General features: G+C 68.3%; 24 protein-coding genes and 1 pseudogene. 11 read left to right on the forward strand and 14 right to left on the reverse strand.

All coding sequences use genetic code 11. From position 1 onward, the window contains the following. Nucleotides 1–1789: penicillin-binding protein 1C (gene pbpC / locus RMO04_RS11875; RefSeq protein WP_309644993.1), on the forward strand; the 1789-nt coding region annotated here is incomplete at its 5' end. On the opposite strand, the gene maiA is transcribed toward pbpC, so the two are convergent. Both maiA and RMO04_RS11885 read right to left on the reverse strand, forming a co-directional pair. Next, on the reverse strand, nucleotides 1786–2430 hold the full coding sequence (gene maiA, locus RMO04_RS11880) for a maleylacetoacetate isomerase (protein WP_309644994.1): 645 nt from the start codon (nucleotides 2428–2430) through the stop codon (nucleotides 1786–1788). The genes pbpC and maiA overlap by 4 nt on opposite strands. Continuing rightward, the gene (locus RMO04_RS11885) at nucleotides 2427–3110 is read right to left on the reverse strand and encodes a fumarylacetoacetate hydrolase family protein (RefSeq protein WP_309644995.1); all 684 of its coding nucleotides are present in this window, start codon (nucleotides 3108–3110) and stop codon (nucleotides 2427–2429) included. The genes maiA and RMO04_RS11885 overlap by 4 nt, the downstream gene beginning before the upstream one ends. A gap of 99 nt (nucleotides 3111–3209) precedes the next feature. Between RMO04_RS11885 and RMO04_RS11890 the strand changes: the two genes are divergently transcribed. Beyond that, on the forward strand, nucleotides 3210–4415 hold the full coding sequence (locus tag RMO04_RS11890) for a CaiB/BaiF CoA-transferase family protein (RefSeq protein ID WP_309644996.1): 1206 nt from the start codon (nucleotides 3210–3212) through the stop codon (nucleotides 4413–4415). Between the two features lie 19 nt (nucleotides 4416–4434). Continuing rightward, on the forward strand, nucleotides 4435–4911 hold the full coding sequence (locus tag RMO04_RS11895) for a cupin domain-containing protein (protein ID WP_309644997.1): 477 nt from the start codon (nucleotides 4435–4437) through the stop codon (nucleotides 4909–4911). Here the strand turns inward: RMO04_RS11895 and RMO04_RS11900 are convergent. Next, nucleotides 4908–5468, reverse strand: coding sequence for a TetR/AcrR family transcriptional regulator (locus RMO04_RS11900; RefSeq protein WP_309644998.1), 561 nt, complete (start codon nucleotides 5466–5468; stop codon nucleotides 4908–4910). The two genes, RMO04_RS11895 and RMO04_RS11900, sit on opposite strands and share 4 nt — an antisense overlap. Nucleotides 5469–5548: 80 nt before the next feature. On the opposite strand from RMO04_RS11900, the gene RMO04_RS11905 reads away from it, so the two are divergent. Together RMO04_RS11905 and RMO04_RS11910 are read left to right on the forward strand one after the other, a co-directional pair. Further along, on the forward strand, nucleotides 5549–5986 hold the full coding sequence (locus tag RMO04_RS11905) for a PaaI family thioesterase (protein WP_309644999.1): 438 nt from the start codon (nucleotides 5549–5551) through the stop codon (nucleotides 5984–5986). Between the two features lie 57 nt (nucleotides 5987–6043). Continuing rightward, nucleotides 6044–6919, forward strand: a complete 876-nt coding sequence (locus RMO04_RS11910) for a crotonase/enoyl-CoA hydratase family protein (RefSeq protein ID WP_309645000.1) — start codon at nucleotides 6044–6046, stop codon at nucleotides 6917–6919. A 3-nt stretch (nucleotides 6920–6922) separates the two neighbouring features. On the opposite strand, the gene RMO04_RS11915 is transcribed toward RMO04_RS11910, so the two are convergent. The 5 genes from RMO04_RS11915 to RMO04_RS11935 form a co-directional block, all read right to left on the reverse strand. Next, nucleotides 6923–8134: a pentapeptide repeat-containing protein gene (locus tag RMO04_RS11915; protein WP_309645001.1), complete on the reverse strand. Its 1212-nt coding sequence runs from the start codon at nucleotides 8132–8134 to the stop codon at nucleotides 6923–6925. Between the two features lie 115 nt (nucleotides 8135–8249). Next, complete coding sequence (locus RMO04_RS11920; RefSeq protein WP_309645002.1) at nucleotides 8250–9203, reverse strand: magnesium transporter CorA family protein; 954 nt, start codon at nucleotides 9201–9203, stop codon at nucleotides 8250–8252. Between the two features lie 68 nt (nucleotides 9204–9271). After that, a complete protein-coding gene (locus RMO04_RS11925; protein WP_309645003.1) occupies nucleotides 9272–9952 on the reverse strand; it encodes a CHAP domain-containing protein in 681 nt (226 codons plus the stop codon). Between the two features lie 67 nt (nucleotides 9953–10019). Continuing rightward, nucleotides 10020–11120, reverse strand: coding sequence for an acyltransferase (locus RMO04_RS11930; protein WP_309645004.1), 1101 nt, complete (start codon nucleotides 11118–11120; stop codon nucleotides 10020–10022). Between the two features lie 91 nt (nucleotides 11121–11211). Further along, nucleotides 11212–11619 carry a VOC family protein gene (locus tag RMO04_RS11935; protein WP_309645005.1) on the reverse strand — a complete coding sequence of 136 codons (408 nt, stop codon included), beginning with the start codon at nucleotides 11617–11619 and terminating at the stop codon, nucleotides 11212–11214. A gap of 71 nt (nucleotides 11620–11690) precedes the next feature. Between RMO04_RS11935 and RMO04_RS11940 the strand changes: the two genes are divergently transcribed. The 3 genes from RMO04_RS11940 (at nucleotide 11691) to RMO04_RS11950 (ending at nucleotide 14917) form a co-directional block, all read left to right on the forward strand. After that, nucleotides 11691–12269, forward strand: a complete 579-nt coding sequence (locus tag RMO04_RS11940) for a TetR/AcrR family transcriptional regulator (protein WP_309645006.1) — start codon at nucleotides 11691–11693, stop codon at nucleotides 12267–12269. Between the two features lie 66 nt (nucleotides 12270–12335). After that, on the forward strand, nucleotides 12336–13157 hold the full coding sequence (locus RMO04_RS11945; protein WP_309645007.1) for a TerC family protein: 822 nt from the start codon (nucleotides 12336–12338) through the stop codon (nucleotides 13155–13157). A 113-nt stretch (nucleotides 13158–13270) separates the two neighbouring features. Next, nucleotides 13271–14917, forward strand: a complete 1647-nt coding sequence (locus RMO04_RS11950; protein WP_309645008.1) for an MDR family MFS transporter — start codon at nucleotides 13271–13273, stop codon at nucleotides 14915–14917. Between the two features lie 4 nt (nucleotides 14918–14921). Here the strand turns inward: RMO04_RS11950 and RMO04_RS11955 are convergent, their stop codons facing one another. Further along, entirely contained in the window at nucleotides 14922–17081 is a 2160-nt protein-coding gene (locus RMO04_RS11955) for a primosomal protein N' (RefSeq protein ID WP_309645009.1), read from the reverse strand. A gap of 78 nt (nucleotides 17082–17159) precedes the next feature. Between RMO04_RS11955 and fsa the strand changes: the two genes are divergently transcribed. From fsa to RMO04_RS11970, 3 genes are read left to right on the forward strand one after another with little or no spacing between them, the layout of a single operon-like run. Beyond that, the gene (gene fsa, locus RMO04_RS11960) at nucleotides 17160–17813 is read left to right on the forward strand and encodes a fructose-6-phosphate aldolase (RefSeq protein ID WP_309645010.1); all 654 of its coding nucleotides are present in this window, start codon (nucleotides 17160–17162) and stop codon (nucleotides 17811–17813) included. Nucleotides 17814–17828: 15 nt separating this feature from the next. After that, complete coding sequence (locus RMO04_RS11965; RefSeq protein WP_309645011.1) at nucleotides 17829–18506, forward strand: DUF484 family protein; 678 nt, start codon at nucleotides 17829–17831, stop codon at nucleotides 18504–18506. Beyond that, nucleotides 18491–19417 (forward strand): tyrosine recombinase XerC, encoded by a 927-nt coding sequence (locus RMO04_RS11970; RefSeq protein ID WP_309645012.1) that lies wholly within the window; start codon nucleotides 18491–18493, stop codon nucleotides 19415–19417. The genes RMO04_RS11965 and RMO04_RS11970 overlap by 16 nt, the downstream gene beginning before the upstream one ends. A 1-nt stretch (nucleotide 19418) precedes the next feature. Here RMO04_RS11970 and RMO04_RS11975 read toward each other — a convergent pair whose 3' ends face one another. From RMO04_RS11975 to sucA, 5 genes and pseudogenes are all read right to left on the reverse strand, one after another. After that, nucleotides 19419–19691, reverse strand: coding sequence for a hypothetical protein (locus tag RMO04_RS11975; protein ID WP_309645013.1), 273 nt, complete (start codon nucleotides 19689–19691; stop codon nucleotides 19419–19421). Between the two features lie 51 nt (nucleotides 19692–19742). Then, nucleotides 19743–20159, reverse strand: coding sequence for a GNAT family N-acetyltransferase (locus RMO04_RS11980; protein WP_309645014.1), 417 nt, complete (start codon nucleotides 20157–20159; stop codon nucleotides 19743–19745). Continuing rightward, nucleotides 20159–21559: a dihydrolipoyl dehydrogenase gene (gene lpdA / locus RMO04_RS11985; protein ID WP_309645015.1), complete on the reverse strand. Its 1401-nt coding sequence runs from the start codon at nucleotides 21557–21559 to the stop codon at nucleotides 20159–20161. Before lpdA ends, RMO04_RS11980 begins: the two co-directional genes overlap by 1 nt. A gap of 63 nt (nucleotides 21560–21622) precedes the next feature. Beyond that, nucleotides 21623–22843 carry a 2-oxoglutarate dehydrogenase complex dihydrolipoyllysine-residue succinyltransferase gene (odhB, locus tag RMO04_RS11990; RefSeq protein ID WP_309645016.1) on the reverse strand — a complete coding sequence of 407 codons (1221 nt, stop codon included), beginning with the start codon at nucleotides 22841–22843 and terminating at the stop codon, nucleotides 21623–21625. A gap of 53 nt (nucleotides 22844–22896) precedes the next feature. Next, nucleotides 22897–23589 (reverse strand): annotated as a pseudogene (sucA, locus tag RMO04_RS11995) (2-oxoglutarate dehydrogenase E1 component); the annotation flags it as partial.

A 23589-nucleotide genomic window follows, 5' to 3' on the forward strand; every position in this document is an offset into this window, starting at 1 on the left:
CTGGCTGCACCGGGGGGTCGATCCGCTGGCTGTCCTGCGGGCTGGCGGCGGCGCCATCGCCAGCGGCGCGGTCACGTCCGGCGCCTCGACGCTCACCATGCAGACCGCGCGACTGCTGGAGCCCCGGCCGCGCAACCTGGGCTCGAAACTGATTGAGATGGTGCGCGCGGTTCAAATCGAGGCGCGGCTGTCGAAGCGCGAGATCCTGGCGCTGTACCTGACCCTCGCGCCCTATGGCGGCAACCTGGAGGGTGTGCGGGCGGCCAGCCTCTCCTACTTCAGCCAGGAGCCCGAGACCCTGACGCTCGGCCAGCAGGCCCTGCTGATCGCCCTGCCGCAATCGCCGGAGGCCCGCCGCCCCGATCGACGTCCGGAGGCCGCTCGCGCCGCGCGCCGTCAGGTGCTGGACAAGCTGATCCGCGCCGGTGCGACCACCGAGTCCGAGGCGGCGGAGGCCGAGAGCGAGCCGCTGCCCGGCCGGGCGCCGTTCCCCGCCATGGCCTGGCACGCGGCAGGCGAACTCGCCCGCGCCGCGCCGGTCAGCCAGGCGAGCGTGGTCTCCACCCTGGACGCGCGGCTGCAATCGAAGCTGGAACCCCTAGCCGCCGCCGTAGCGCGCGCCCAGGGCCCGGAGGCGACCGCCGCCATCCTGGTGGTGGAGATCGAGGGCCGCGCCGTGCGCGCCGCCGTGGGTTCAGGCGGGCTGCAGCGGCCCGGCGGCTGGATCGACATGACCCGCGCGATCCGTTCGCCGGGCTCGGCGCTCAAGCCCTTCATCTTCGGTTTCGCCTTCGACGACGGGATCGCCGCCCCCGACACCCAGATCGAGGACGCGGCGCGGCGGTTCGGCGACTATCAGCCCGAGAACTTCGACCGGGTGTTCCGAGGCCGGGTCACGGCGCGCGAAGCCCTGGCCAACTCGCTGAATGTCCCGGCGGTGGAGCTGTTGGACAAGCTGGGACCGGCGGCCTTCGAGGCGCGGATCGACGCCACGGGGGTCAACCTGATCCGGCCGCGGGCCGAGACTCGCGCGGCGGGTCTGGCCATGGCCCTGGGTGGGGTGGGGATCACCTTGCGCGACCTGGCGGTGCTCTATGCCGCGCTGGGCGATGGCGGCGTGGCCAAGCCGCTGGCCTGGACCGAGGTCGAGGCCGTGAAGCGCTTGGGGCAGGGCGGGGAGCGCCTTATGCGATCTGAAGCCGCCGCCCAGGTGCTGGATATCCTGCGCGAGACCCCGCCACCGGCCGGCTCGACGCCGGTGGCCCTGACCAAGGGCCGACCGGTCATGGCCTTCAAGACCGGCACCTCATACGGCTTCCGCGACGCCGTGGCCGCCGGGCTCGTCGGGCGCTACGTGATCGTAGTCTGGACGGGCCGGGCCGACGGCGGCGCGCGCGGCGGCCTGACCGGACGGGACGCGGCGCTTCCCCTGCTGTTCGACGTGGCCGACCAACTGGACGCGCCAGCCTCCGCGCCACGACCCATCGCGCCGCGCGCCGCGCCCCAGGCGCTGCAGAACCTGGAACAGGCCGACCAGGGCCCGCGCCTGATCTTCCCGCCCAACGGCTCGACGGTGCAGGTCGAGGCTTTCGGCCCGGCCTCCCGCGGCCTTGTCCTCGCCGCCGGGGGCGAGAGGCTGTCCTGGTACGTGGAAGGCCAACCCCTGGCGCCTGACCCAGTGTCCGGCCGCACGATCTGGCGGCCCAAGGGCGCGGGGTTCTACCGCCTGACCGTCGTGGACGGCGAGGGCCGCAAGGCCTCCGCGCGGGTCAGGATCAAAGGCGGTTAGACCGCCACCGCGTCCGGTTGGTTGTCTGGGTGGGCGGCAATGAAGGCATGGTGCTGGGCGGCGTGCTCGGCCACGGCGCGGATCGCGGGGAAGGGCTCCAGGTCGACCTTGTAGCGCTGCGCCGAATAGACCTGGGGGATCAGGCAGCAGTCGGCGATGGTCGGCGTGTCGCCGAAAGCAAAGCCCTGGCCGTACTTGGCGACCATGGGCTCCAGCGTCTGGAATCCATCGACGATCCAGCGTTCCACCCACTTCCCTCGGCGTGGGGCGCTGACTTCCATCGCCTCCAGCGCCCGGTTCACCCGCATGTTGTTCAGGGGATGAATGTCGCAGGCGATGATGTCGGCCATGGCGCGAACCCGGGCGCGGCTCAGGGCGTCCTTGGGCAGGAGAGCAGGCTCGGGATGGGTTTCGTCCAGCCACTCCAGGATCGCCAGGCTCTGGGTCAGGATCTCGCCGTCGCCGATGTCCAGCGCCGGGGTCAGGCGCTGCGGATTGACCGCGCGATAGGTCGCCTGGTGCTGGTTCCCCTCAAGCAGGTTCACCCCGACATAGCCGTAGTCCAGGCCCTTGATCTGCAGGCCGATACGCACCCGGTAGGGCGCGGTGGCCCGCCAGTAGGAATGCAGGGTCAGGCTCATGGGGTCACCGTGAACTGGAGTTGGCCGACACCCTCGACCTCGCCCGCGACGACATCGCCGGGGACAAGCGGGCCGACGCCCTCGGGGGTGCCGGTGAAAATGAGGTCGCCCGGAGCCAGGGTCCACAGCTTGGAGGCCTCGGATATGATCTCCGCGACGTTCCAGATCATGTCGGCGACGACGGCGTCCTGACGGACCTGGCCGTTCACCGAGATGGCGATGCGCCCCTGCGGCGCCTCGCCGGTCCATTGACGGATGGCCGAGATCGGCGCGGAGGCGTCGAAGCCCTTGGACGCGTCCCAGGGCTGACCCTTGTCCTTTGCCGCGTTCTGCAGGTCGCGCCGGGTGAGGTCGACGCCGACCGCATAGCCGTAGACGCAGGCCAGGGCGGCCTCCACGGGGATGTCCTTGCCGCCGGCGTTCAGCGCGACCACCAGCTCGATCTCGTGATGCAGATTGGCGGTGCGCGGCGGATAGGGCACGGCGCCACCGGGCGATACCACCGCGTCGGCGGGCTTGGCGAAGAAGAACGGCGGATCGCGGTCGTCGCCGCCCATCTCGCGGCGGTGGGCGGCGTAGTTGCGCCCCACGCAGAGGATCCGACGGACGGGAAAGACGGCGGTCTCCCCCTCGACGGGAACGGCGGGGGTGATAGGCGGGGCGAACACGTAGGCTGTCATGCCTGCGCCTTACGCCCCGCGCGGGACGCTGTGAAGGCCGCCATTGACAGACGAAGCGTCACGCGGGTCCAACGGGCGCGAGCTTTCGCCGAGGACGCCATGACCGACCCCGCTAACAACGGCCCCCTGAAGGACCTGAAGGTCGTGGAGATGGGGACCCTGATCGCCGGCCCGTTCTGCGGCCAGATCCTGGGCGACTTCGGCGCCGACGTGGTCAAGATCGAGGATCCCAAGACCGGCGACCCCATGCGCCAGTGGGGCCGCAGCCTGCCCAAGGGCCTGTCGCCCTGGTGGCCTGTGATCGGTCGCAACAAGCGTTCCATCGGCCTGGACCTGCGCACACCGGAGGGCCGCGCTATCGCCGGCGACCTGATCGCGCAGGCCGATATCCTGATCGAGAACTTCCGTCCGGGCACCATGGAGAAGTGGGGCATGGACTACGCCGCGCTCTTGGCCCGTAATCCGCGGCTGATCATGGCCCGGGTCTCCGGCTTCGGCCAGACGGGACCCTATGCCAGCCGGGCGGGATATGGATTGATCGGCGAGGCGATGGGGGGCCTGCGCCACGTGACCGGCGAGCCCGACCGGCCCCCGGCGCGAGCGGGCATCTCCATCGGCGACAGCCTGACAGCCATGCACGCGGTCATGGGGATAACCATGGCCCTGCACGCGCGCACCAACACCGGCCGCGGCCAAGTGATCGACGCGGCCCTTTACGAGAGCGTGCTGGCGGTGATGGAGAACCTGGTCACCGAGTACGATCTGACCGGCTATGTCCGCGAGCGCTCCGGCTCGATCCTGCCCGGCATCGCGCCGTCCAACGTCTATCCGTGCGCGGGTGATGGGATGATCCTGATCGGCGGCAACGGCGACACGGTCTTCGCGCGGCTGTGCGAGACCATGGGGCGGCCTGACCTCGCCAAGGACCCGAAGTTCGTCGACCACGCGGCGCGGGGCGTGAACCAGAACGAGCTGGACCAGATCATCGCCGGCTGGACCAAGGGCTTCGAACTGGACGCCCTGCTGGCCCTGCTGGAGGAGAAGGGCATCCCCTCGGGCCGCGTCTTCCGCGCCCCCGACATGCTGGAGAACGAGCAGTACATTGCCCGCGAGGCCATTGTCGAAACCGACCATCCGGTGTTCGGCAAGGTGAAGATGCAGAACGCCTTTCCGAAGATGTCGGAGACCCCCGGCGCGGTGCGCTGGCCGGGTCCGACCCTCGGCCAGCATACCGACGAGGTGCTGACCGGGCTGGGCCTGCCGGCCGAGAGGGTGGCGGAGCTGCGCGCCAAGGGGATAGTCTGACCCCATCAGGAGGCCCGCCATGCCCCACGACGTTCCCGAAGACGACTGGAAGCACAGCGGCGTCCGCGTGATCCCGGGCGACCAGCTCGACGACAACACGCCTCAGACGCCGGGCATGAACCGCGCCGCGGCCATCAACTTCGCCCGGGTCGGCGCCCAGAAGCTGTGGGCCGGCACCGTCCACATACACGCCGACGCCAAGACCGGCGCCCATCACGATGGCCCGTTGGAGAGCGTGATCTACGTGCTGAAGGGCCGGGCGCGCATGCGATGGGGCGAGAAACTCGAATTCACCGCCGAGGCCGGCCCTGGCGACTTCATCTACGTGCCGCCCTTCGTGCCGCACCAGGAGATCAACGCCTCGCCCGACGAGACCCTGGAATGTGTGCTGGTCCGCAGCGACAACGAGGCCGTGGTGGTCAACCTCGACATCGAACCGGTGGAGAAGCCGGAGGGCGTCCTCTGGATCGACCCGATCCACAAGGCGCACGACTAGGGGGCGGCGTAACGCTCCACCAGGCGGACCAGGGCGTCCTCCAAGCGAGGATCGTGCAGGTAGGGCGAACCCTCAAGCACCGCGGCGCGGATCACGCCTAGCGTCGCCCGGGTCATGACGAAGGCGTCCAAGGCGCCGCCGTCGCCCGGCTGCCGGATCAGCCGTCCTGTAAGCCTGGCCTCGCGGTCTAGGGACTCCACGCTCTCGGCTGCCAGGATCGCCTTGAGCGCCGCGCGCCGGGTGGCCGGACGGTCCGCGAGAATCTCGATCTGCGCGCGGATGGCGAGCCGCGCCTGCGACAGACCCGGCCCGTCGGCCGCGAGCCGCGCGCGGACCTTCTCATTCTCAAGCTTGGCGATGGCCACCAGGATCGCCTGCTTGTCGGCGAAATACTCATAAAGCGTCCCGACGCTGACGCCGGCGCGTGCGGCGATGGCGTTGGTGGTCAAGGTGCCTTCGCCGTCGGCCTCCAAAATCCGAGCGGTCGCCTCGAAGATGGCGTCGCGGGTGGCCAGGGCGCGGGCCTGCCGGGGTTGCCGGCGTTGGGGTTTCAGCACGGCGAGCGCTCCTTCGACAAAGCCGAGTAGGCATATGCGAGCTTAGCTCGGATTCTTGCGGCTTCGTAGGGGAGGCGCGGATGACTTGGGCGACCGACAGACTGGATCAGATCAAGGCCGGCGTGGTCGACGCGCCACCGGTCGTACACACCCTCAGGCTCGGCCTGATGGATGACTGGGGGCCGGGCTGGGTCCGCAAGCGGTGGGACCCGAAGCACGAAATCCTCAACGGCGACGGCTCGATGTTCGGCGGCTACGTCGCCGCGCTGGCCGACCAGATCCTTGCGTTCGCGACGATGACGGCCATCGCCGATGACGCGACGTTCCGGACGGTGAACCTGCAACTTCAGTTCATGAAGATCGGCCGCGCCCACCCATTGATCATCGAGGGTCGCGTCGTCGCCTCGAGCCGCCAACTCATCACCGTCGAGGCCGATTTCCGTCGCGAGGACGGCGAACTGATCGCCAAGGCGCAAGCGCAACAGATCGTCCTGCCAGGCGCGCCGGTCTTCAGATGACTTGGCTTCCCCATCGTCACGGCGCGATGATGCGGCAACGACATAGGGAGACGCGCCATGACCGCCCACGCCGCCATCGATGTGACCACGACCGACTGGACCTGTTTCGCCGTCACCATCGAGGACCACGTCGCCCACATCCAGTTGAAGCGACCGGAAGCCATGAACACCATGGTCCGGGCGTTCTGGAACGAGCTGCCGCTGATCGTGCGCGACATCAGCGACAACGCCCGCGCCCGGGCGATCGTCATCTCATCCACCGGCAAGCATTTTTGCGCCGGCATGGACCTGGCGGTGTTCGCCGGCGGGGGCTCGACCTCCACGACGCCGGTCACGGACCGCCACATCAACGGCGAGGCCATGCGCTTCCATGTGAAGTATCTGCAGGACAGCTTCGGCTGCCTGGATGACGCGCGGATCCCGGTGATCGCGGCGATCCAGGGCGGTTGTATCGGTGGGGCGGTCGACATGACCAGCGCTTGCGACATCCGCTACGCCAGCGCCGACGCCTTCTTCTGCATCCAGGAGATCAATATCGGCATGACCGCCGATGTCGGCACCTTCCCGCGCCTGTGCAAGTTGATCCCCGAGGGCTGGGTGCGCGAGATGGCCTATACGGGCCGCCGGATGTTCGCCCAGAAGGCCAAGGAGATCGGCTGGGTCAACGATGTGTTCGACACCCACGAGCAGTGCGTCGAACACGCCCTGGCCACCGCCCGCGAGATCGCCGGCAAGGCCCCATTGGCCGTCACCGGCTCCAAGGTGATGATCAATTACGCCCGCGACCACACCCTGAAGGACGGCCTGGACTACATCGCCGTCTGGCAGACCGGCATGTTCTCCGGCGCCCATATGGGCGAGGCCTTCAAGGCCAAGGCCGAGAAGCGCGACGCCGAGTGGCAGGACCTGCAGCCGCTGCGCAACGAGATGTAGCGCCTAGACCTCAAGCTCCGCGCCCGTCAGGTCGCAGAGCTCCAGCCGCGCCTCGTGCAGATCGGCGCCCAGGAACCGCGCGCGGCGGGCGTGAGCGGCGCGCAGGTCGGCGTGGCGCAGGTTGGCGCGTGAAAGATCGGCGCGGACGAACCGGCCGGGACCGATCTCCAACGAGCCGAGCTGGGCGCCGCGCAGATTGGCCCGGCCCAGCTGGGCGTCGATCAGCTTGGTGCCGCGCAGGTCCGCGCCGCGAAGGTTGACCCCGCGCAGATCAGACCGAGAGAGATCGGCGCCCTGGAGCTGGACGCCCTCGAGGTCCATGCCGAAGAAGACCGCGCCGGGGGCGTGCAAGCCCGAAAGCTTGCGCCGCTTCAGATGCCGCAGGGCGCGGAAGTCCACGCCGTCCAGTCGGGCGGCCCGGCCCGACACCCCGCCGCTGACACAATAGGCCTCATGGCCATTCAACAGGTCCGCCAGCGGCTGGTCGTCCACATAGACCACGGCGGGCGCGGTGTGCAGCGCCTCGCGCAGATCGGCGCCCTCCACCGTGGCGAACGACAGGTCCACGCGGACCAGCACCGCGCGGCGCAGGGAGGCGCCGGACAGATCGGCCCCGGCGATGTCGGCGCCTGTCAGGTCGGCGCCGTCCAGGCGCGCCTTGATCAACCGTGCGCCGCCCAGCGATACGCCCGTCAGGTTCGCGTCGGTGAAGTCGGTGGCCAGCGCATTGGCGTTGGTCATCTGGGCGCCCGCGAGGTTCGCCCCTGACAGCACGGCGAAGGACAGCTCACCCGCTCCACCCGCATGGTCGAGGAAGCGGAAGCCCTCGGTGCGGTCCTGCAGGGCGATGCGGCCCTCACGCAGGTCGCATCCCGCTAGGTTGGCGTCCGCCAGATTGGCGCCGCGCAGGGAGGCGCCGCGAAGGTCGGCCTTGGCCAGGTTGGCCTTGCGCAGGTCGATGTCGCGCAGATCCGCGCCGAACAGCACCGCGGCGCCCAGATTGGCGCCGGCCATCAGCGCCCCGTTGAGCCGCGCGCCGGTCAGGTCGGCCTCGCGCAGATCGATCCTCTCCAGTTTCAGATGGCTAAGTTCCAAGTAACTAAGATTGGCTCGCTGACCGCCTGTACGCCCAGAGAGATAACGCCTGTGCTTGTCGAGCGCCTGACGCAGCCGGTCAGGATCGATACTGCGAAAGATACTGGCTACAGCGGACATTTGGGCCACGGAAAGCTGCAAAGCGCGAAAGATGGTCTTTCGCGCTTAAGGAACTGTTGCGACAATCCGCCTCAGTTTCCGTCAACCTTACCGGCTAAGCTTAACCTTGGAGCGGCTATAGCCAGCCCTTCTTCTTGAACCAGTAGAACGGCGCCACGGCCGAGAGCAGCATCATGCCAACCGCCATGGGATACCCGGCCATCCACTTCAGCTCGGGCATGTGGTCGAAGTTCATCCCATAGATCGAGGCCACCAGAGTCGGCGGCAGGAACACCACCGCGACCACGGAGAAGAACTTGATGATGCTGTTCTGCTCGATGTTGATCATCCCCAGGGCCGCGTCGAGCAGGAAGGAGATGTGGCCGGAGAGGAAACCGGAGTGCTCCGTCAGCGCCTGGATGTCGTGCTGGATCGAGGTCAGGTGTCCGCGCCGCACTTCACCCTCCTGAAGTTCGGGCGCGAGGGCGGCGAAACTGGCCAGGCGGCTCAGCGACAGCTGGCTCTTGCGGATCATCGACGTCACCGACTGGGCTCGGGCCAGATCGCTGAGCATGGGCGCGAAGGCCGTGGAGGGCGGGCGGTTGAAGATCGCCACGGAGGTGTCCTGCACCAGGCCCGACTCCCGCTCCAGCACCTCGGCGGCGCGCTCGATCACCGCGTCGAGGAGTTCCAGCAGCGCGTCGGCGCCGGCCTCGATCCGGTTGTGCTCGCATCGCTGCGCGAAGATGCGAAAGGCCTTGAGGTCCTCGTAGCGGATCGTGATGAGGATTCCGCGCGCCAGGACGAAGGTGACGGGGGTCGCGAGCGGGTGCTGGTCTTCGCTATGGGACAGGAGCGTACCGGTGAGAAAGGTCGCGCCGTCCTCCTGATAGAGCCGCGACGAGGGCTCCAGGTGCGCCATCTCCTCCCGGGTGGGCAGGTCGATCCCGTAGGCGGCCTCGACGGCCAGCTCTTCCTCGCGGCTGGGCGAGATCAGGTCGATCCAGATCGCGTCCTCGGGCGGCCGCCAGCCTTCCGTCACGGTCTGGGCGACCATGCCGGGCGCGACGCGGCGAAGCAGATTCAGCATGAGGGTCTCCGCCACGGGTTCGACCCCATGTGCGGCGACGCGGCCGAGCCGTCAACCGGTGGCGCGACCTAGTTGTCGTCGGTGGCCGGTTGGGCGGTGGCCGCCTGGATGAGCGCGGCGATCCGGTCGGTGGAGTCGGCGGCCTGACCCAGCATCTGCAGGGGACCGGCGCCCGGACGGACGACCGAGACGACCTGATTGGCGGCGCCCTGGGCGATGGCGATGGCGGCGTTCTGGGCGTTGTTGAAGCCCGAGCCCGCGACGCGGACGGCGACGGCGTCCTGATATATGAAGCCGTGGGTAGGATAGGTGGACGAGCCCAGATCGCGGACGGGATCGTACCAGACCTTGACCTGAGACCAGTCACCGGCCGGCGAAACGTCGATGACGGTGACGTCCTTCTCGATCTGCCCACGGGTCCCGCCGATGCGCGACCAGTTGGCGTGGGTGATCTGGATGACCCGTTCCGTCAGCACCTGGCTGACCACGGCCACGTGGCCAAGGCGCATCTTGCCGTTGGGCTTGAAGCAGAGGACGGCGCCGGCCTTGGGCGCCTTGCCGGTGTCGTACTTGTTGGTCGCCTGCTGCCACCAGGTCCAGGCATCGCCATAGATCTGCACGCCCGAGATAAGCCGGGCGAAGGGCACGCATTGCCAGTAGGTGTCGGCGACCGCACCCGAGACGGGCGCGAAGGTCATAACCGCTATGGCGGCCAGGGAACCCAACAGGGCTCTCGGTCGTTTCAGCATGTTAGAGGAACTCCCCACGAGTTTCGGCCGTAGGGTTACTCATCCCTCAGGCGAATGAAAAGACCCTTTATGCCTGTGCGGCCGAAGGTCGCCGCGACTCCCAGGAGTCAGCCATGAGTTTCATGCGCGCCCGGGCGGGCTTTTCGATCAGATGATACGACGCTGCGGCAAGTGGAACAACACTTCCCAAGAAAACTAACCACAGCCATAGGGGTAGGCGCTCATCATTGAGCTGCAAAACTTTGCCGACTGCATTGACGAAGACTATCTTCCACGGAACGCAGACCATGTAGACGGAGTAGCTGACCTCGCCCAGGTAGACGAGCGGGCGTTGTCCCAAGACCTCGGCGCCCGTCTGGGCGGTGCGCGCCATGAAGAAAATTACCGCGCCCAGGCCGGTCACGATTAAGGCATCTGGGGCTCCAAACGCCGCCATTGTGAGCACGGCGCCCGCGCTAGCGGCAGATCCGAGCACCGCCGCAAGGCGATTCTGCGCGGGATGGGCGCGCCAGAGCGCGTGCAGCGCACAGCCCAGGGCAAAGCACGGGACGATCCGCAACGCCCCCCAGTTGATGGTGGCCTGGGTGAGCGGGAAGCCCGCCAGGGCCTGGAACGCGGCGTAGAGCCCAGCCAGGAAGCCGACCGCCAGTCCCACGGCCAGATAGGGTCGGTTCTTCAAGGCCAGGGCCGCCCAGGCGAAGGCGGGGAAGGAGAGATAGGCGAACCACTCGGCCGAGATCGACCACGAGGGGTGGTTGAACGCCGCCTGCGGGGCCAAGCCCCAGGCCTGAACCATAAGCAGGTTGGCCGGCAGGGACTCCCACGACAGGATGTTGGCGTCGATGGACAGGCCCGCCAGGCCCGCGCCGACGCCTAGCGCGATCATGCCCAGCAAGGTGGCCAGGTGCAGCGGATAGACCCGCGCCAGCCGGTTCCACAGGAATGAGCCGTAGCGGAAGCGCCCGTCCTCCACGCTGGTCCGGTAGACGTGGCACAGGATGAAGCCGGAGAGGATGAAGAACAGCTCCACCCCCAGGTAGCCTTTCTCCACGACCATCGGGAGGCCGCCCGCCACGTCCAGCTTGGGCCAGTAGTGGTAGATCACCACCCACATGGCCGCGAAGAACCTCAGCGAGGTCAGCGGACGAATATTCTGCGCGTCGGTCATGGTCGCGGTCCGTGTCGGCGCCGGAAAGACGCCCGCCAGGGCCGCCAGGTGCGACCGCGATCAGGATAGGGGGCAAAGCCTCACCATCCCGTTACGCGCTCATGTAACGGTCCCAGAACCCCTCGGCGGGCTCCACCTGCTCCACGACATCGACCCAAAGGCCAGACGGATCGGAAAAGCCGAACCGCAATTGTCCGAAGGGCTCCTCGGTGAGCGGGTAGTCGACGGCCAGACCGGTCGCGCGGATCGTCTCGTACGCGGCCGTCGCGTCTTCCACCTGCAGTTCGAAGCACATGCCCTTGCCAGAGAATGGCTCCGGCCCCGGGGGCGCCGAGGGATGATCCGGACTCATGAAGGCCAGACTGACGCCGTCGGCCTGCAGAAGAATGAACCAGCTCGCCTCGAACACCACCTCGCAGCCCAGGTGCGCGCACCAAAAATCACGGCATTCCAAGAGCTTAGGGGTGACGATGATGGGGTATCGATCAACGAACTTCATGGCCTTTCTCCTTGCTTTCTAGGCTTCGCCATATAGGATACAGACAGTCTGTATGTCAAATGAGAGATTGGATGGGCGTCAAGGCGCAGAAGGCGGAGGCCACCCGCGCGATGCTGATCGCCGCGGCGCGTGAGCTCTTCGCCCGCGACGGCTACGGCGCGACAGGCACAGAGGCGATCCTGGCGCGCGCGGGGATGACGCGCGGCGCGCTCTACCACCACTTCGCCGACAAGCAGGCGCTGTTCGCAGCGGTCTGCGAGGTGCTGCACGCCGAGGGCGAGGTGGTGATCGAGGCCCAGGCCGACGCCGCGCCCGACGCTTTTCAGGCCCTGATCGAGGGCTGTCTCGCCTTTCTCGACTTCATGGTCCGTCCCGAGGTGCGCCGCATCCTGATCCTGGAGGCGCCGGGGGTGCTGGGCTGGGACCGGTGGAACGAGATGGACCGCCGGCACGGCTTCGGCCTGCTGATCGCCGGCGTGGAGGAGGCCGCGGCCGAGGGCTCGATCGCCGGCGACCCCCAGACCCTGGCCGTGATGATCAACGGCGCGCTGAACTACGGTGTGGTCTGGGCCGGGCAATCGGACGATCCGAAGGCCCTGCGCCAACTCAAGACGGGCTTCGTGGACCTGATGGAGTCGCTTCGCCTTTAGCCCGCCCCTGGCGGCGGCCGTCCGATGCGCTAGATAGGGGCTTTCGAAAACATTGAGAGGACCCCCATGGAAGCCCTGATGACCCTGGCCGCCGATCCCGCGGTATGGGCCGCGCTGATCACGCTGATCGTCATGGAGGTCGTCCTCGGGATCGACAATCTGGTCTTCATCTCGATCCTTTCCAACAAGCTGCCGCCGGAGCAGCGGACCAAGGCGCGACGCATCGGCATCGCCCTGGCCCTGGTGATGCGCCTGGCGCTGCTCTCCACCCTCGCCTTCATTGTCGGCCTGACGGCGCCGGTCTTCGAGCTGCCCTGGCAGGGTCCGTTGAACACGCACGGTGAGCCCGCCTGGGAGCTGGTCTTCTCCTGGCGCGACCTGATCCTCATCGCCGGTGGTCTGTTCCTGGTCTGGAAGGCCACGACGGAAATCCACCACACCATGGATCCGACCCCCAATGACGACGTCTTCGACACCGGGGCGGCGGTCAGCCTGAACTTCGGCGCCGCCATCTTCCAGATCATCCTGCTGGACCTGGTGTTCTCGATCGACTCGATCCTCACCGCCGTCGGCATGACCGACCATCTGCCGGTGATGATCATCGCGGTGGTGATCACGGTCGCCATCATGCTGGTGGCCGCCGATCCGCTGGCCAACTTCATCAACAACAACCCCACCGTGGTCATGCTGGCCCTGGGCTTCCTGCTGATGATCGGCGCCGTGCTCATCGCCGACGGCTTCGGCGTCCACGTGCCCAAGGGCTACATCTACGCGGCCATGGCCTTCTCCGGGGTGGTCGAGGGGCTCAACATGGCCAGCCGCGCCGCGAGCAAGAAACGTATCCCGCCGGAAACACAGGGCGGGGACACGCCTGATAAGCTGCATTAGGCTTCGTCGCGGGGCGGACGATCATTCTTCCGTCCGTCCCGCACGATGATCGACTGACGACCAAAGAATAATAGATCAGGGGCGGTCCATATTGACCGCTACGGAAACGCCTATTGAACGAGCCTCACGTCCATAGCGACGACGAGCGTCGGCTGACGCTCATCTCGGTGATGATCGTCTTCCTGCTGGCGGCCATGAGCCAGACGGTCATCGCCACCGCCATGCCGCGCATCGTGGGAGACCTGTCGGGGCTGCACCTCTACGCCTGGGCGACCACCGCCTATCTGCTGGCCTCCACCGTCATGGTGCCCATTTGGGGCAAGCTTGGCGATCTCTACGGGCGCAAGGTGGTGCTGCTCACCGGCATCGGCCTGTTCCTGCTGGGCTCGTGGCTGGGAGGACTGTCGGGAGAGTTCGGCGACCTGCCGCTGCTGGGCGGCGGCATGACCCAGCTCATCACATTCCGGGCGATCCAGGGCCTGGGCGGCGGGGCCCTCTTCACCACTGCCTTCGCGATCCTGGCCGACCTGTTCGCGCCGCGCGAGCGCGCCCAGTTCTCAGGCCTGTTCGGTTCGATCTTCGGGGTTTCCAGCCTATTTGGGCCGCTGGTCGGCGGGTTCTTCACCGACCACGGCACGGTCACCCTGTTCGGCCACGTGATCGCGGGCTGGCGCTGGGTGTTCTTCTTCAACATCCCGTTCGCCCTGGCCGCTGTCGCCATGATCGTCTGGAAGATGCCCACCCTGCCCCGGCGCGGCGGCGGCGGCATCGACTGGTTCGGCGCGGCCCTGATCGTCGCGGCCTTCGTGCCCCTGCTGCTGGCCATCACCTGGGGCGGGCGAGAGCATCCCTGGGGCTCGCCCCTGATCCTGGGCATGCTGGCCTGGTCCATCGCCGGCGTCGCGGCCTTCCTCTGGATCGAGACCAAGGTGCGCGATCCCATCCTGCCGCTGGTCCTGTTCCGCGATCGCACCTTCGTCACCGCCAACGGCGCGGGCTTTGTCTACTCCATGGCCTTCATGGGGGTGTCGAGCTTCCTACCGCTGTACATGCAGGTGGGCCTGGGCTTTCCGGCCACCAAGAGCGGCCTGACCATGCTGGCCCTGATGGGCGGCTTCGTCTTTTCCTCGACCATTTGTGGCCAGCTCGTGACCCGCACCGGACACTTCAAGCCGTTCATGGTCGGCGGCGGCGCCATGCTGATCGTGGGCGCGGCCTCGCTCTGCTTCATCGGCCCGGACACAACGACCCTCGACCTCGCCTGGCGGCTGCTGATCTTCGGCATCGGCCTGGGACCCGGCCAGAGCCTGTTCAGCCTGGCGGTACAGAACGCCGTGCCGTTCCACCAGCTCGGCGTGGCGACCTCGTCCAGCCAGTTCACCCGCCAGATCGGCTCGACCATGGGGGTAGCCCTGTTCGGCGCCCTGCTGACCGCGGGCCTGGCCGGCGAGTTGACACGCCACGCCGCGGCCGACCCGTCCGCCCAGGTGCGGGTCCTGGACCTGGGCGACCTTCAGAGGATGGCGCTGGACCGCACCCTGCACCCCGCCGAGGCCGCCGCGCGATCGGCGGCCGATCCGGTCGTCCGCGCCCAGGAGCGCACGGTGCGCGAAAGCTTCTCCGTGGCCATCGTCCACGGGATGATCTTCAGCCTGGTGGTGCTGATCGGCGGCTTCGTCCTGATGCTGATGGTGCCCGCCACGCCTCTGCGCGAAAGCCCGATGCGGCCCACGGCGGCGGAGCCTGAAGCGGCGGAGTAAGCCCTCACAAAAAGCTGTACGGGTCCACGTCGATCGCCACGCGGATCGCGCCGGGCGGCCGAACCCTGGCCCGCCAGGTGGCGAGGTAGGCCGAGATGTCCACCGTGCGGTCGGCCCGCACCAGGAAACGCTTGCGCCTCCGTCCCCGGATCAGGCCTAGCGGCGCGTCGGCGGGACCGTAGACCTCCACCCCCTCGGCGTTGGGCGCGGCCTGGGCCATGGTCTGGACGAAGGCCTCCAGGGCCTGGACGTCCGGCCCCGAGACGATGATCGCCCCCAGCCGGCCGAACGGCGGCAGCTTCATGATCTCGCGCTCGGCCATCTCGGCGGCGACGAAGGCGTCGCGGTCCTGGGCTTTCAGCGCCTGCATCACCGCGTGCTCGGGCGCGTAGGTCTGAAGCAGCGCGCGGCCGGGCCGGTCCTTGCGCCCTGCCCGGCCAGTGGCCTGGGTCAGGAGCTGATAGGTCCGCTCAGCTGCGCGCAGATCGCCGCCGCGCAGGCCGAGGTCGGCGTCCACCACGCCGACCAGGGTCAGCTTGGGGAAGTTATGACCCTTGGCCGCGGCCTGGGTCGCCACCAGGATGTCGATCTCGCCGTCGGCCATGGAGGCCACCAGCCGCCGCGCCTCCTTGGCGTCCCAGACCGTGTCGGACGAGAAGACCGAGATCCGCGCCTGCGGGAACAGGCCGCGCGCCTCTTCCTCCACCCGCTCCACGCCTGGCCCGATGGCGGTCAGACTGTCCTTGGCGCCGCAATGGGGGCACTTGTCCGGCTTGGGCATGGAGAAGCCGGTCAGGTGGCAGACCAGTCGGCCGGTGTAGCGGTGCTCCACCAGCCAGCTATCACTGTCGGGAGAGGTCATGCGCTCGCCGCAGGCCTTGCACAGCACCAGCGGCGCATAGCCCCGACGGTTGAGGAACAGCAGGGTCTGCTCGCCCGCCGCGAACGTCTCGACCATGGCCGCCACCAGGGGCGGCGACAGCCAGCGGCCGGTCTCCGGCGGGGTCGCTCTCAAATCGATCAGCGAGATGTCCGGCAGCCGGGCGGTCCCGTGGCGAGAGGTCAGCCTTAGCCAGCGATAGCGGCCGGTCTCGGCGTTGCGCAGGGATTCCAGCGATGGGGTCGCCGAGGCCAGGATCACGCCCGCGCCTTCGATCTTGCCCCGGGCCACGGCGAGGTCACGGGCCTGGTAGATGAAGCCCTCGTCCTGTTTGTAGGAGCCGTCATGCTCCTCATCGACCACGATCAGGGCAAGCTTCGTGAACGGAAGGAACAGGGCTGATCGCGCCCCGACCACGATGCGGCAACCGCCTGTCGCCACGGCCTCCCAGACCTTGCGGCGCAGGGGCGGGGCGATATCCGAGTGCCACTCCCCCGGCCGCGCGCCGAAGCGGTCCTCGAAGCGGGCGATCACCGCCTGGGTCAGCGCGATCTCCGGCAGCAGGACCAGGACCTGGGCGGCGGGATCGAGCGCCAGGGCCTCGGCGGCGGCCTCCAGATAGACCTCGGTCTTGCCCGAGCCGGTCACCCCGTCCAGCAAGGCCACGTTGAAGCCGCCCTCCCGCACCATGCTCTTCAGCGCTTGCGCGGCGGCGGCTTGGCTGGCGTTGAGCGGGTGGCCGGTCAGGGACAGGTCGGGTTCCGGATAGCGAGCCTCGGGCACGATCAGCCTCAGGACCAGGGCGCCGTCATCCACCAGCCCCTTCACCACGCCTGAAGACACCCCGGCCGCACGGGCAAGGTCGGCCGGCGAAAGAGGTTCGAGGGCGGCGTCCAGCACCTTGGCGCGGGCCGGGGTCATGCGGGACGGCGCGACGCCGGTGAGCTCCATGACCTTCAGCGGCGGCGCCTTCGGCGCGCGGGCGCCCCGCGTCGCGATGGCCAGCGGCGAACCCGGCGAGTCCACGGAATAGCGCGCCGCCCACTGGATGAACTCCAGCGTTCCGGGCGGCAGGGGCGGATCGTCCAGCTTTGACTCGATGACCTTCAGCGGCCGGTTGCCGCCGGCGCCCTCGCGCAGGGCCGTGACAACCCCCCTTAGCAGCCGAGGACCCAAGGGCGCGGCCACCTGATCGCCGACCTGCAGGTCCATGCCCTCCGGCTCGGCGTAGTCGAACGCCTCGGGGAGCGGCATGGGCAGGAGGACGGAGGCGATGCGGCTCATGGACCTGCCCAGATAGGCTAGTCCGCAGGACACGCAACCGTTAAACAGCCCGCGAAACCCCGCGCCAGAAGGTCACCCATGCAGCTCTTCCTCGACACCACCGACACGGCCGTCCTCAAGGAGCTCGCCGCCACCGGCCTGATCGACGGGGTGACCACCAATCCGACGCTGATCGCCAAGTCCGGTCGCCCCATGCTGGAGGTGATCGCCGAGATTTGCGACCTCGTCGAAGGTCCCGTGAGCGCCGAGGTCGCCGCCACCGACGCCGCCGGCATGCTGGCCGAGGGCGCCAAGCTCGCCAGCGTCGCCACCAATGTCGTGGTCAAGGTGCCGCTGACCCGCGAGGGCCTGATCGCCACCGCCGAGTTCGCGGTGCAGGGCATCGCCACTAATGTCACCCTCTGCTTCTCGGCCGCCCAGGCCCTGCTCGCCGCCAAGGCCGGCGCCACCTACGTCTCGCCCTTCATCGGCCGCCTCGACGACTACGGAATGGAGGGGATGGACCTGATCAGCGAGATCCGCGCCATCTACGACAACTATGATTTCGACACCGAGATCCTGGCCGCTTCGATCCGAAACCCAGGGCACGTCACGGCCGCGGCCCTGGCCGGCGCCGACTGTGCGACCATTCCGCCCAATGTTTTCTTGGACCTCTTCAAGCACCCGTTAACCGAGAAGGGGCTTGAAATGTTCATGAGCGACTGGGCCAAGACGGGTCAGTCCATCCTGTAAAACACGGGGACTGACATGGACGGCGGCGCGAAGACGAAGGATCACGCAGTGGGGTCCGACGAGGTCCGGGCCTTCCTGTCCGACAATCCGCAGTTCCTGCGCGATGACCCGGCCCTGCTGGGCGAGCTCGGCCTACGGCCTGATGCGGCCAATGTGCTGGACTTCGGCCCGGCCGCGCTTGCCCGGGTCCACGAGGCCCACAAGCGCGAGGCCGGCGCCCGCAAGCGCCTGGAAGCCACCGCCCGCGCCAACTTCGCCGCCCAGGCCCAGACCCACGGCGCCGTGGTCGACCTGTTGGACGCCCGCAACCACGCCGACCTGGCGCGCCGGGTGGACGAACTGGCTCAGCTTCGCTTCGGCCTGACCGCCGGCGTGGTCGCCCTCTCCGGTCCCGAACGCACCCCCGCCGGCTGGCGCATGCTGGTCGAGGGTCAGATCGACATGATCATCGGCCACCAGCGCGTGTCGCTGATGGGCTTCCAGCCCACGGCGCTGGGCCTGTTCGGTGAACGGGCCGAGAGCGTCCGCTCCATGGCCATGGTCCGCATGGCGATCTGGGAGCCGTCGCGAGAAGGCCTGCTGGCCTTCGGCTCAGCCGACGAGAACGGCTTCACCGAGGACATGGGCGCCGAGCTGGTCGCCTTCCTGGCCCGTGTGGTCGAAAGGACCGCGGAGCGTTGGCCGGTTCTCTAGGCGCCCGCCAGGCCCTGGCGCTCTGGCTGGAGCATCTGGCCAAGGAGCGCCGCGCCTCTCCCCGCACCGTCGAGGCCTACGCCTTCGCCGCCGGGCGCTACATCGCCTTCCTGGAACAGTATCGCGGGGAGGCCCTGTCGCTCGCCGCCATGGGAACGTTGAGCGCCGGCGAAGTCCGCGCCTGGCTGGCCCATCTGCGCCAGGGCGAAAGGCCGCTGTCGCCGCGCTCGCTGTCCCAGGCCCTGTCGGCCATCCGCACCTTTCACCGCTATCTCGACATCCGGCTGGACACCCCCAACGCCTCGGTGGCCCTGGTGCGCGGACCCCGCGTGATCCCCGGCGCGCCGCGTCCGGTCAGCGAGGACCAGGCGCGCGGCATGCTGGCCGAACCTTCTCTCGACCCCGACAGCGAGAACTGGGAAGCCAGCCGGGACGAGGCGGTGCTGACCCTGCTCTACGGCTGCGGTCTGCGGATCTCCGAGGCCCTGTCGCTGAAACGCTCCGACGCACCGCTAGGGACCTCGCTGCGAATCCTCGGCAAGGGGTCGAAGACCCGCATCGTGCCGGTCCTGCCCGCCGTGCGCGAGGCCGTCGACGCCTACCTGACCACCCTGCCCTTCGCGCTGTCGCCAGACCAACCGCTGTTCCGCGCCAAGCGTGGCGGCGCGCTCAGCCCGCGCCACGTCCAGGCCACGGTGCAGGCCCTGCGTGGCCGCCTGGGCCTACCCGACAGCGCGACGCCCCACGCCCTGCGCCACTCCTTCGCCACCCATCTGCTGGGGGCGGGCGCGGACCTTCGCTCGATCCAGGAACTGCTGGGCCACGCCTCGTTGTCGACCACCCAGCGCTACACCGAGGTCGACGCCGCGGCCCTGCTGGGCGCCTACGCCAAGGCGCACCCGCACGCTTGAGCTATCTGGGCGCGGCGAAACGTCCGTCGCCCTGGACGTTCTCGCGGACCACCGTCGACAGTGCGCAGCCGGCGACCGAGCGCGTGACGGTCTGGTGCAGGTCGGCGGGCGGCAGGCTCGCCAGGGATTGCGCCCCGCTCGCGCCACGACGGTCCTGCGGCCGCAGGAGAAGCGCGGGCTCGGCGTTCTTGACGATCATCGCGCCTTGGCCAGGGCAAGCCCTTGGCGGCGGGCCGAACACGACGATGGCGGCGAGGAGAGCTGAAGCGATCATGATCGAACCTCCGGTTCCGATTGAGGATCGTATCACCGGGCCGGCGAGGCGCTACCGGCTCATGCGGCGCCAGCCGACCGCCATGCCAGGGTCGCACCCCTCCTCGACCACACGGAAGCCTTCGCGAAGGTAGAAGGCCTGCGCCCGGGTATTGGGGATTTCGCACTTGAGGGTCAGGCGACCGTCGGCGACCTGGGTCACGTGATCCAGCAGCGCCTTGCCCACGCCGCGGCCCCGCGCCAGGACATAGAGCGAGTGCAGGAAGCTGTCGGGACGGTACAGGCTGGCGAACCCCAGCAGGCGCTCGTCATCCCGGGCGACATAGACCTCCTCGAGCGTGGCGGCGGCCCGGAAGTCGGCGGCGGCGCGACCGCTCGGCGGCGCCCAGGTGAAGGTCTCGCGCAGGACGCGCTCATACAACCGCGCGCAGGCGTCGATCTCGTCGGGCTCCGCCCGCCGGACGATCATTAGGCCTGCATGATCCAGCCTTCCACGCCCATGGCGGCTTGGCGGCCGGCTTCCGAGCGGGTCGGGTGGGGGTGGCAGGTGCGGGCGACGTCCTCGCTGGCGGCCTTGAAGACCATGGCCACGCAGTATTCGCCGATCATCTCGCCGGCCTGGGGACCGACAATATGGACGCCTAGAATCTCGTCGGTCTTGGCGTCGGCCAGGACCTTGGCGAAACCCTCGGTCTCGTGATTGATCTTGGCGCGGCTGTTGGCGCTGAAGGGGAATTTGCCGACCTTGTAGTCGACTCCGGCCTCCTTGAGCTGCTCCTCGGTCTTACCGACCCAGGCCACTTCCGGGGCGGTGTAGACCACGCTGGGCACCAGATTGTAGTCCACGTGGCCCCACTTGCCCGCGATGATCTCGATGCAGGCCACCGCATCTTCCTCGGCCTTGTGGGCCAGCATTGGGCCGTGGATGGCGTCGCCGATGGCCCAGACGCCCGGCGCCGAGGTCTTGAAGTGGTCGGTCTCGATGACGCCGCGCTTGTCCGGGACCACGCCGACGCTCTCTAGCCCCAGACCCTCGGTGTAGGGCCGGCGGCCGATGGCCAGCAGCACATAGTCGGCGGTAAGCGTCTCGGCCGCCCCGCCGGCTACCGGCTCCACGGTAAGGCTGACATTGGACTTGCCGGCCTTCGCGCCAGTCACCTTGGCGCCCAGCTTGAAGACCAAGCCCTGCTTGGTGAGCGAACGCTGGAAGGTCTTGGCGGTCTCGGCGTCCATGCCGGGCGTGATGCGGTCCAGGAACTCCACGACAGTGACCTCGGCGCCGAGGCGCCGCCACACCGAGCCCAGCTCCAACCCGATGATGCCGGCGCCGATGACGATCAGGCTCTTGGGCACTTCCGGCAGCGACAGGGCGCCGGTGGAATCAACGATCCGCGTCTGATCCACCGCGACGCCGGGCAGGCTCGAGGGTTCCGACCCGGTGGCGATGACGATGTTGGCGGTCTCCAGCGTGCTGACCGAACCATCCTCGGCGGTCACTTCGACCTTGCCGGAGCCGGCGATCTTGCCCGCGCCCTTCACCCAATCGACCTTGTTCTTCTTGAACAGGAACTCGATGCCCTTGGTGAGGGCCGTCACCGAGTCGGCCTTCTGTTTCATCATCTGGACGAGGTTGAGCTTGGGCTTCACCTCGATACCCAGGGTCGCGAACTCCGAGCCCGCCGCCGCCGCATAGAGCTCCGAGGCGTGCAGCAGCGCCTTGGACGGCATGCAGCCGACGTTGAGACAGGTGCCGCCCAGGGTCACCCGCTTCTCCACCACCGCGACCTTCAGGCCGAGCTGGCCCGCGCGGATGGCGGCGTTGTAGCCAGCGGGGCCGCCCCCGAAGATGACGACGTCGTATTGAGCCATGTCTTCCAGTCCTCGCGCGCGCCGCCAGGGCGCGCCGTCTTTCAGGGCGTTACGCGGGCGGTCCTAGACGTCCAGCAGCAGGCGCTGCGGGTCTTCCAGGGCTTCCTTCACCTTGACCAGGAAGGTGACCGCGCCCTGGCCGTCGACCACCCGGTGGTCGTAGCTGAGCGCGAGATACATCATCGGCCGGATCACCACCTGGCCGCCCATGGCCATGGGCCGGTCCTGGATCTTGTGCATCCCCAGGATGCCCGACTGCGGGGCGTTGAGGATCGGGGTCGACATCAGCGAGCCATAGACCCCGCCATTGGAGATGGTGAAGGTGCCGCCCTGCAAGTCCTCCAGGGCCAGGTGGCCGTCGCGGGCCTTCTTGCCCAGTTCGGAAATGCCCTTCTCGACGCCTGACAAGGATAGCGCATCGGCGTCGCGCAGCACGGGAACCACGAGGCCCTTCTCAGTCCCGACGGCGACCCCGATGTCGTAGTGGTTCTTGTAGATGATGTCCGTGCCGTCGATCTCGGCGTTGACGTCGGGCACGTGCTTCAGGCCGTGGATCACCGCCTTCACGAAGAAGCTCATGAAGCCCAGCTTCACGCCGTGGGCCTTCTCGAAGCCGTCTTTGTATTGATTGCGCAACGCCATGATGGCGCTCATGTCGACCTCGTTGAACGTGGTCAGCATGGCCGCGGCGTTCTGGGCCTCCTTCAGCCGGCGCGCGATGGTCTGGCGCAGACGGGTCATCTTCACGCGTTCTTCGCGCTCATGAATTTCGCGCGGAGCCGCCGGAGCGAGCGCGGGGGCCGGGGCGCTGGCGCGGGCCTCCAGGGCGGCAAGCGCGTCGCCCTTGGTCACTCGGCCATCCTTGCCCGAGCCGGCGATCGCGCCGGCGTCCAGCTTGTTCTCGGCCACGATACGCTGGGCCGACGGCGCGAGCGGCGCGGCGGCGGCCGGCTTCGGCGCTTCGGCCTTGGGCGCCGGGGCAGGCTCGGGCTCAGGCGCCTTGGGAGCGGCCTCGGCCTTCGGCGCGGGCGTTGGCTTGGCGCCGGCGGCGCCTTCGGTCAGCCTGCCCAGGATCGCCCCGGGCTCCACGGTGGCGCCTTCCTCGGCGTTGATCTCCGACAGCACGCCATCGGCGGGGGCGGCGACTTCCAGGCTGACCTTGTCGGTTTCCAGCTCGACCAGGATCTCGTCCTTCCGAACCGCGTCCCCGGCCTTCTTGGTCCAGCGTGCGACCGTCGCCTCGGTGACGGACTCACCCAGGGCGGGTGTCATGATGTCGGCCATTGGAAGTTCCTGTCTCTCTTAAGTCGTTTTGTTCTTTTGGGCCGCGAGGTGGTTTAGGCGAACGCCTCGGCGACGAAGGTCTGTAGCTCACGAAGGTGACGGCTCATCTGGCCCGCGGCGGTGGAGGCTGACGCCGGGCGGCCCACGTAGCGGGCGCGCTTGGCCTTGACCTTCAGGCGCTCCAGGGTGAGCTCCAGCCAGGGATCGACGAAGGTCCAACCCCCCATGTTCTTCGGCTCTTCCTGGCACCAGACCAGCTCGGCGTTGGGGAAGCGCGACAGCTCGGTGGACAGCGACTTCACCGGCCACGGATAGAACTGCTCCAGCCGCATCAGGTAGACGTCGTCGACGCCCTTCTCCTCGCGGGCCTCTAGCAGGTCGTAGTAGACCTTGCCCGAGCAGAGCACGACGCGGCGGATCTTCTCCGGGGCGACCAGGGTCGTGGTGGTGTTCTGGCCGCGCTCGGCGTCGTCGTGCAGCACGCGGTGGAAGGACGAACCCTCGGCCATGTCGCTGAGCCTGGAGACCGCCTTCTTGTGCCGCAGCAGCGACTTGGGCGTCATCACCACCAGCGGCTTGCGGAACTCCCGGCGCATCTGGCGGCGCAGGGCGTGGAAGTAGTTGGCGGGGGTCGAGCAGTTGACGACCTGAAGATTGTCTTCCGCGCAGAGCTGCAGGAAGCGTTCGAGGCGGGCGGAGGAGTGTTCCGGACCCTGGCCCTCATAGCCATGCGGCAGCAGCAGGAC

Source organism: Phenylobacterium sp. (genome assembly GCF_031412415.1).
In the GTDB taxonomy this organism is placed as follows: domain Bacteria; phylum Pseudomonadota; class Alphaproteobacteria; order Caulobacterales; family Caulobacteraceae; genus Phenylobacterium.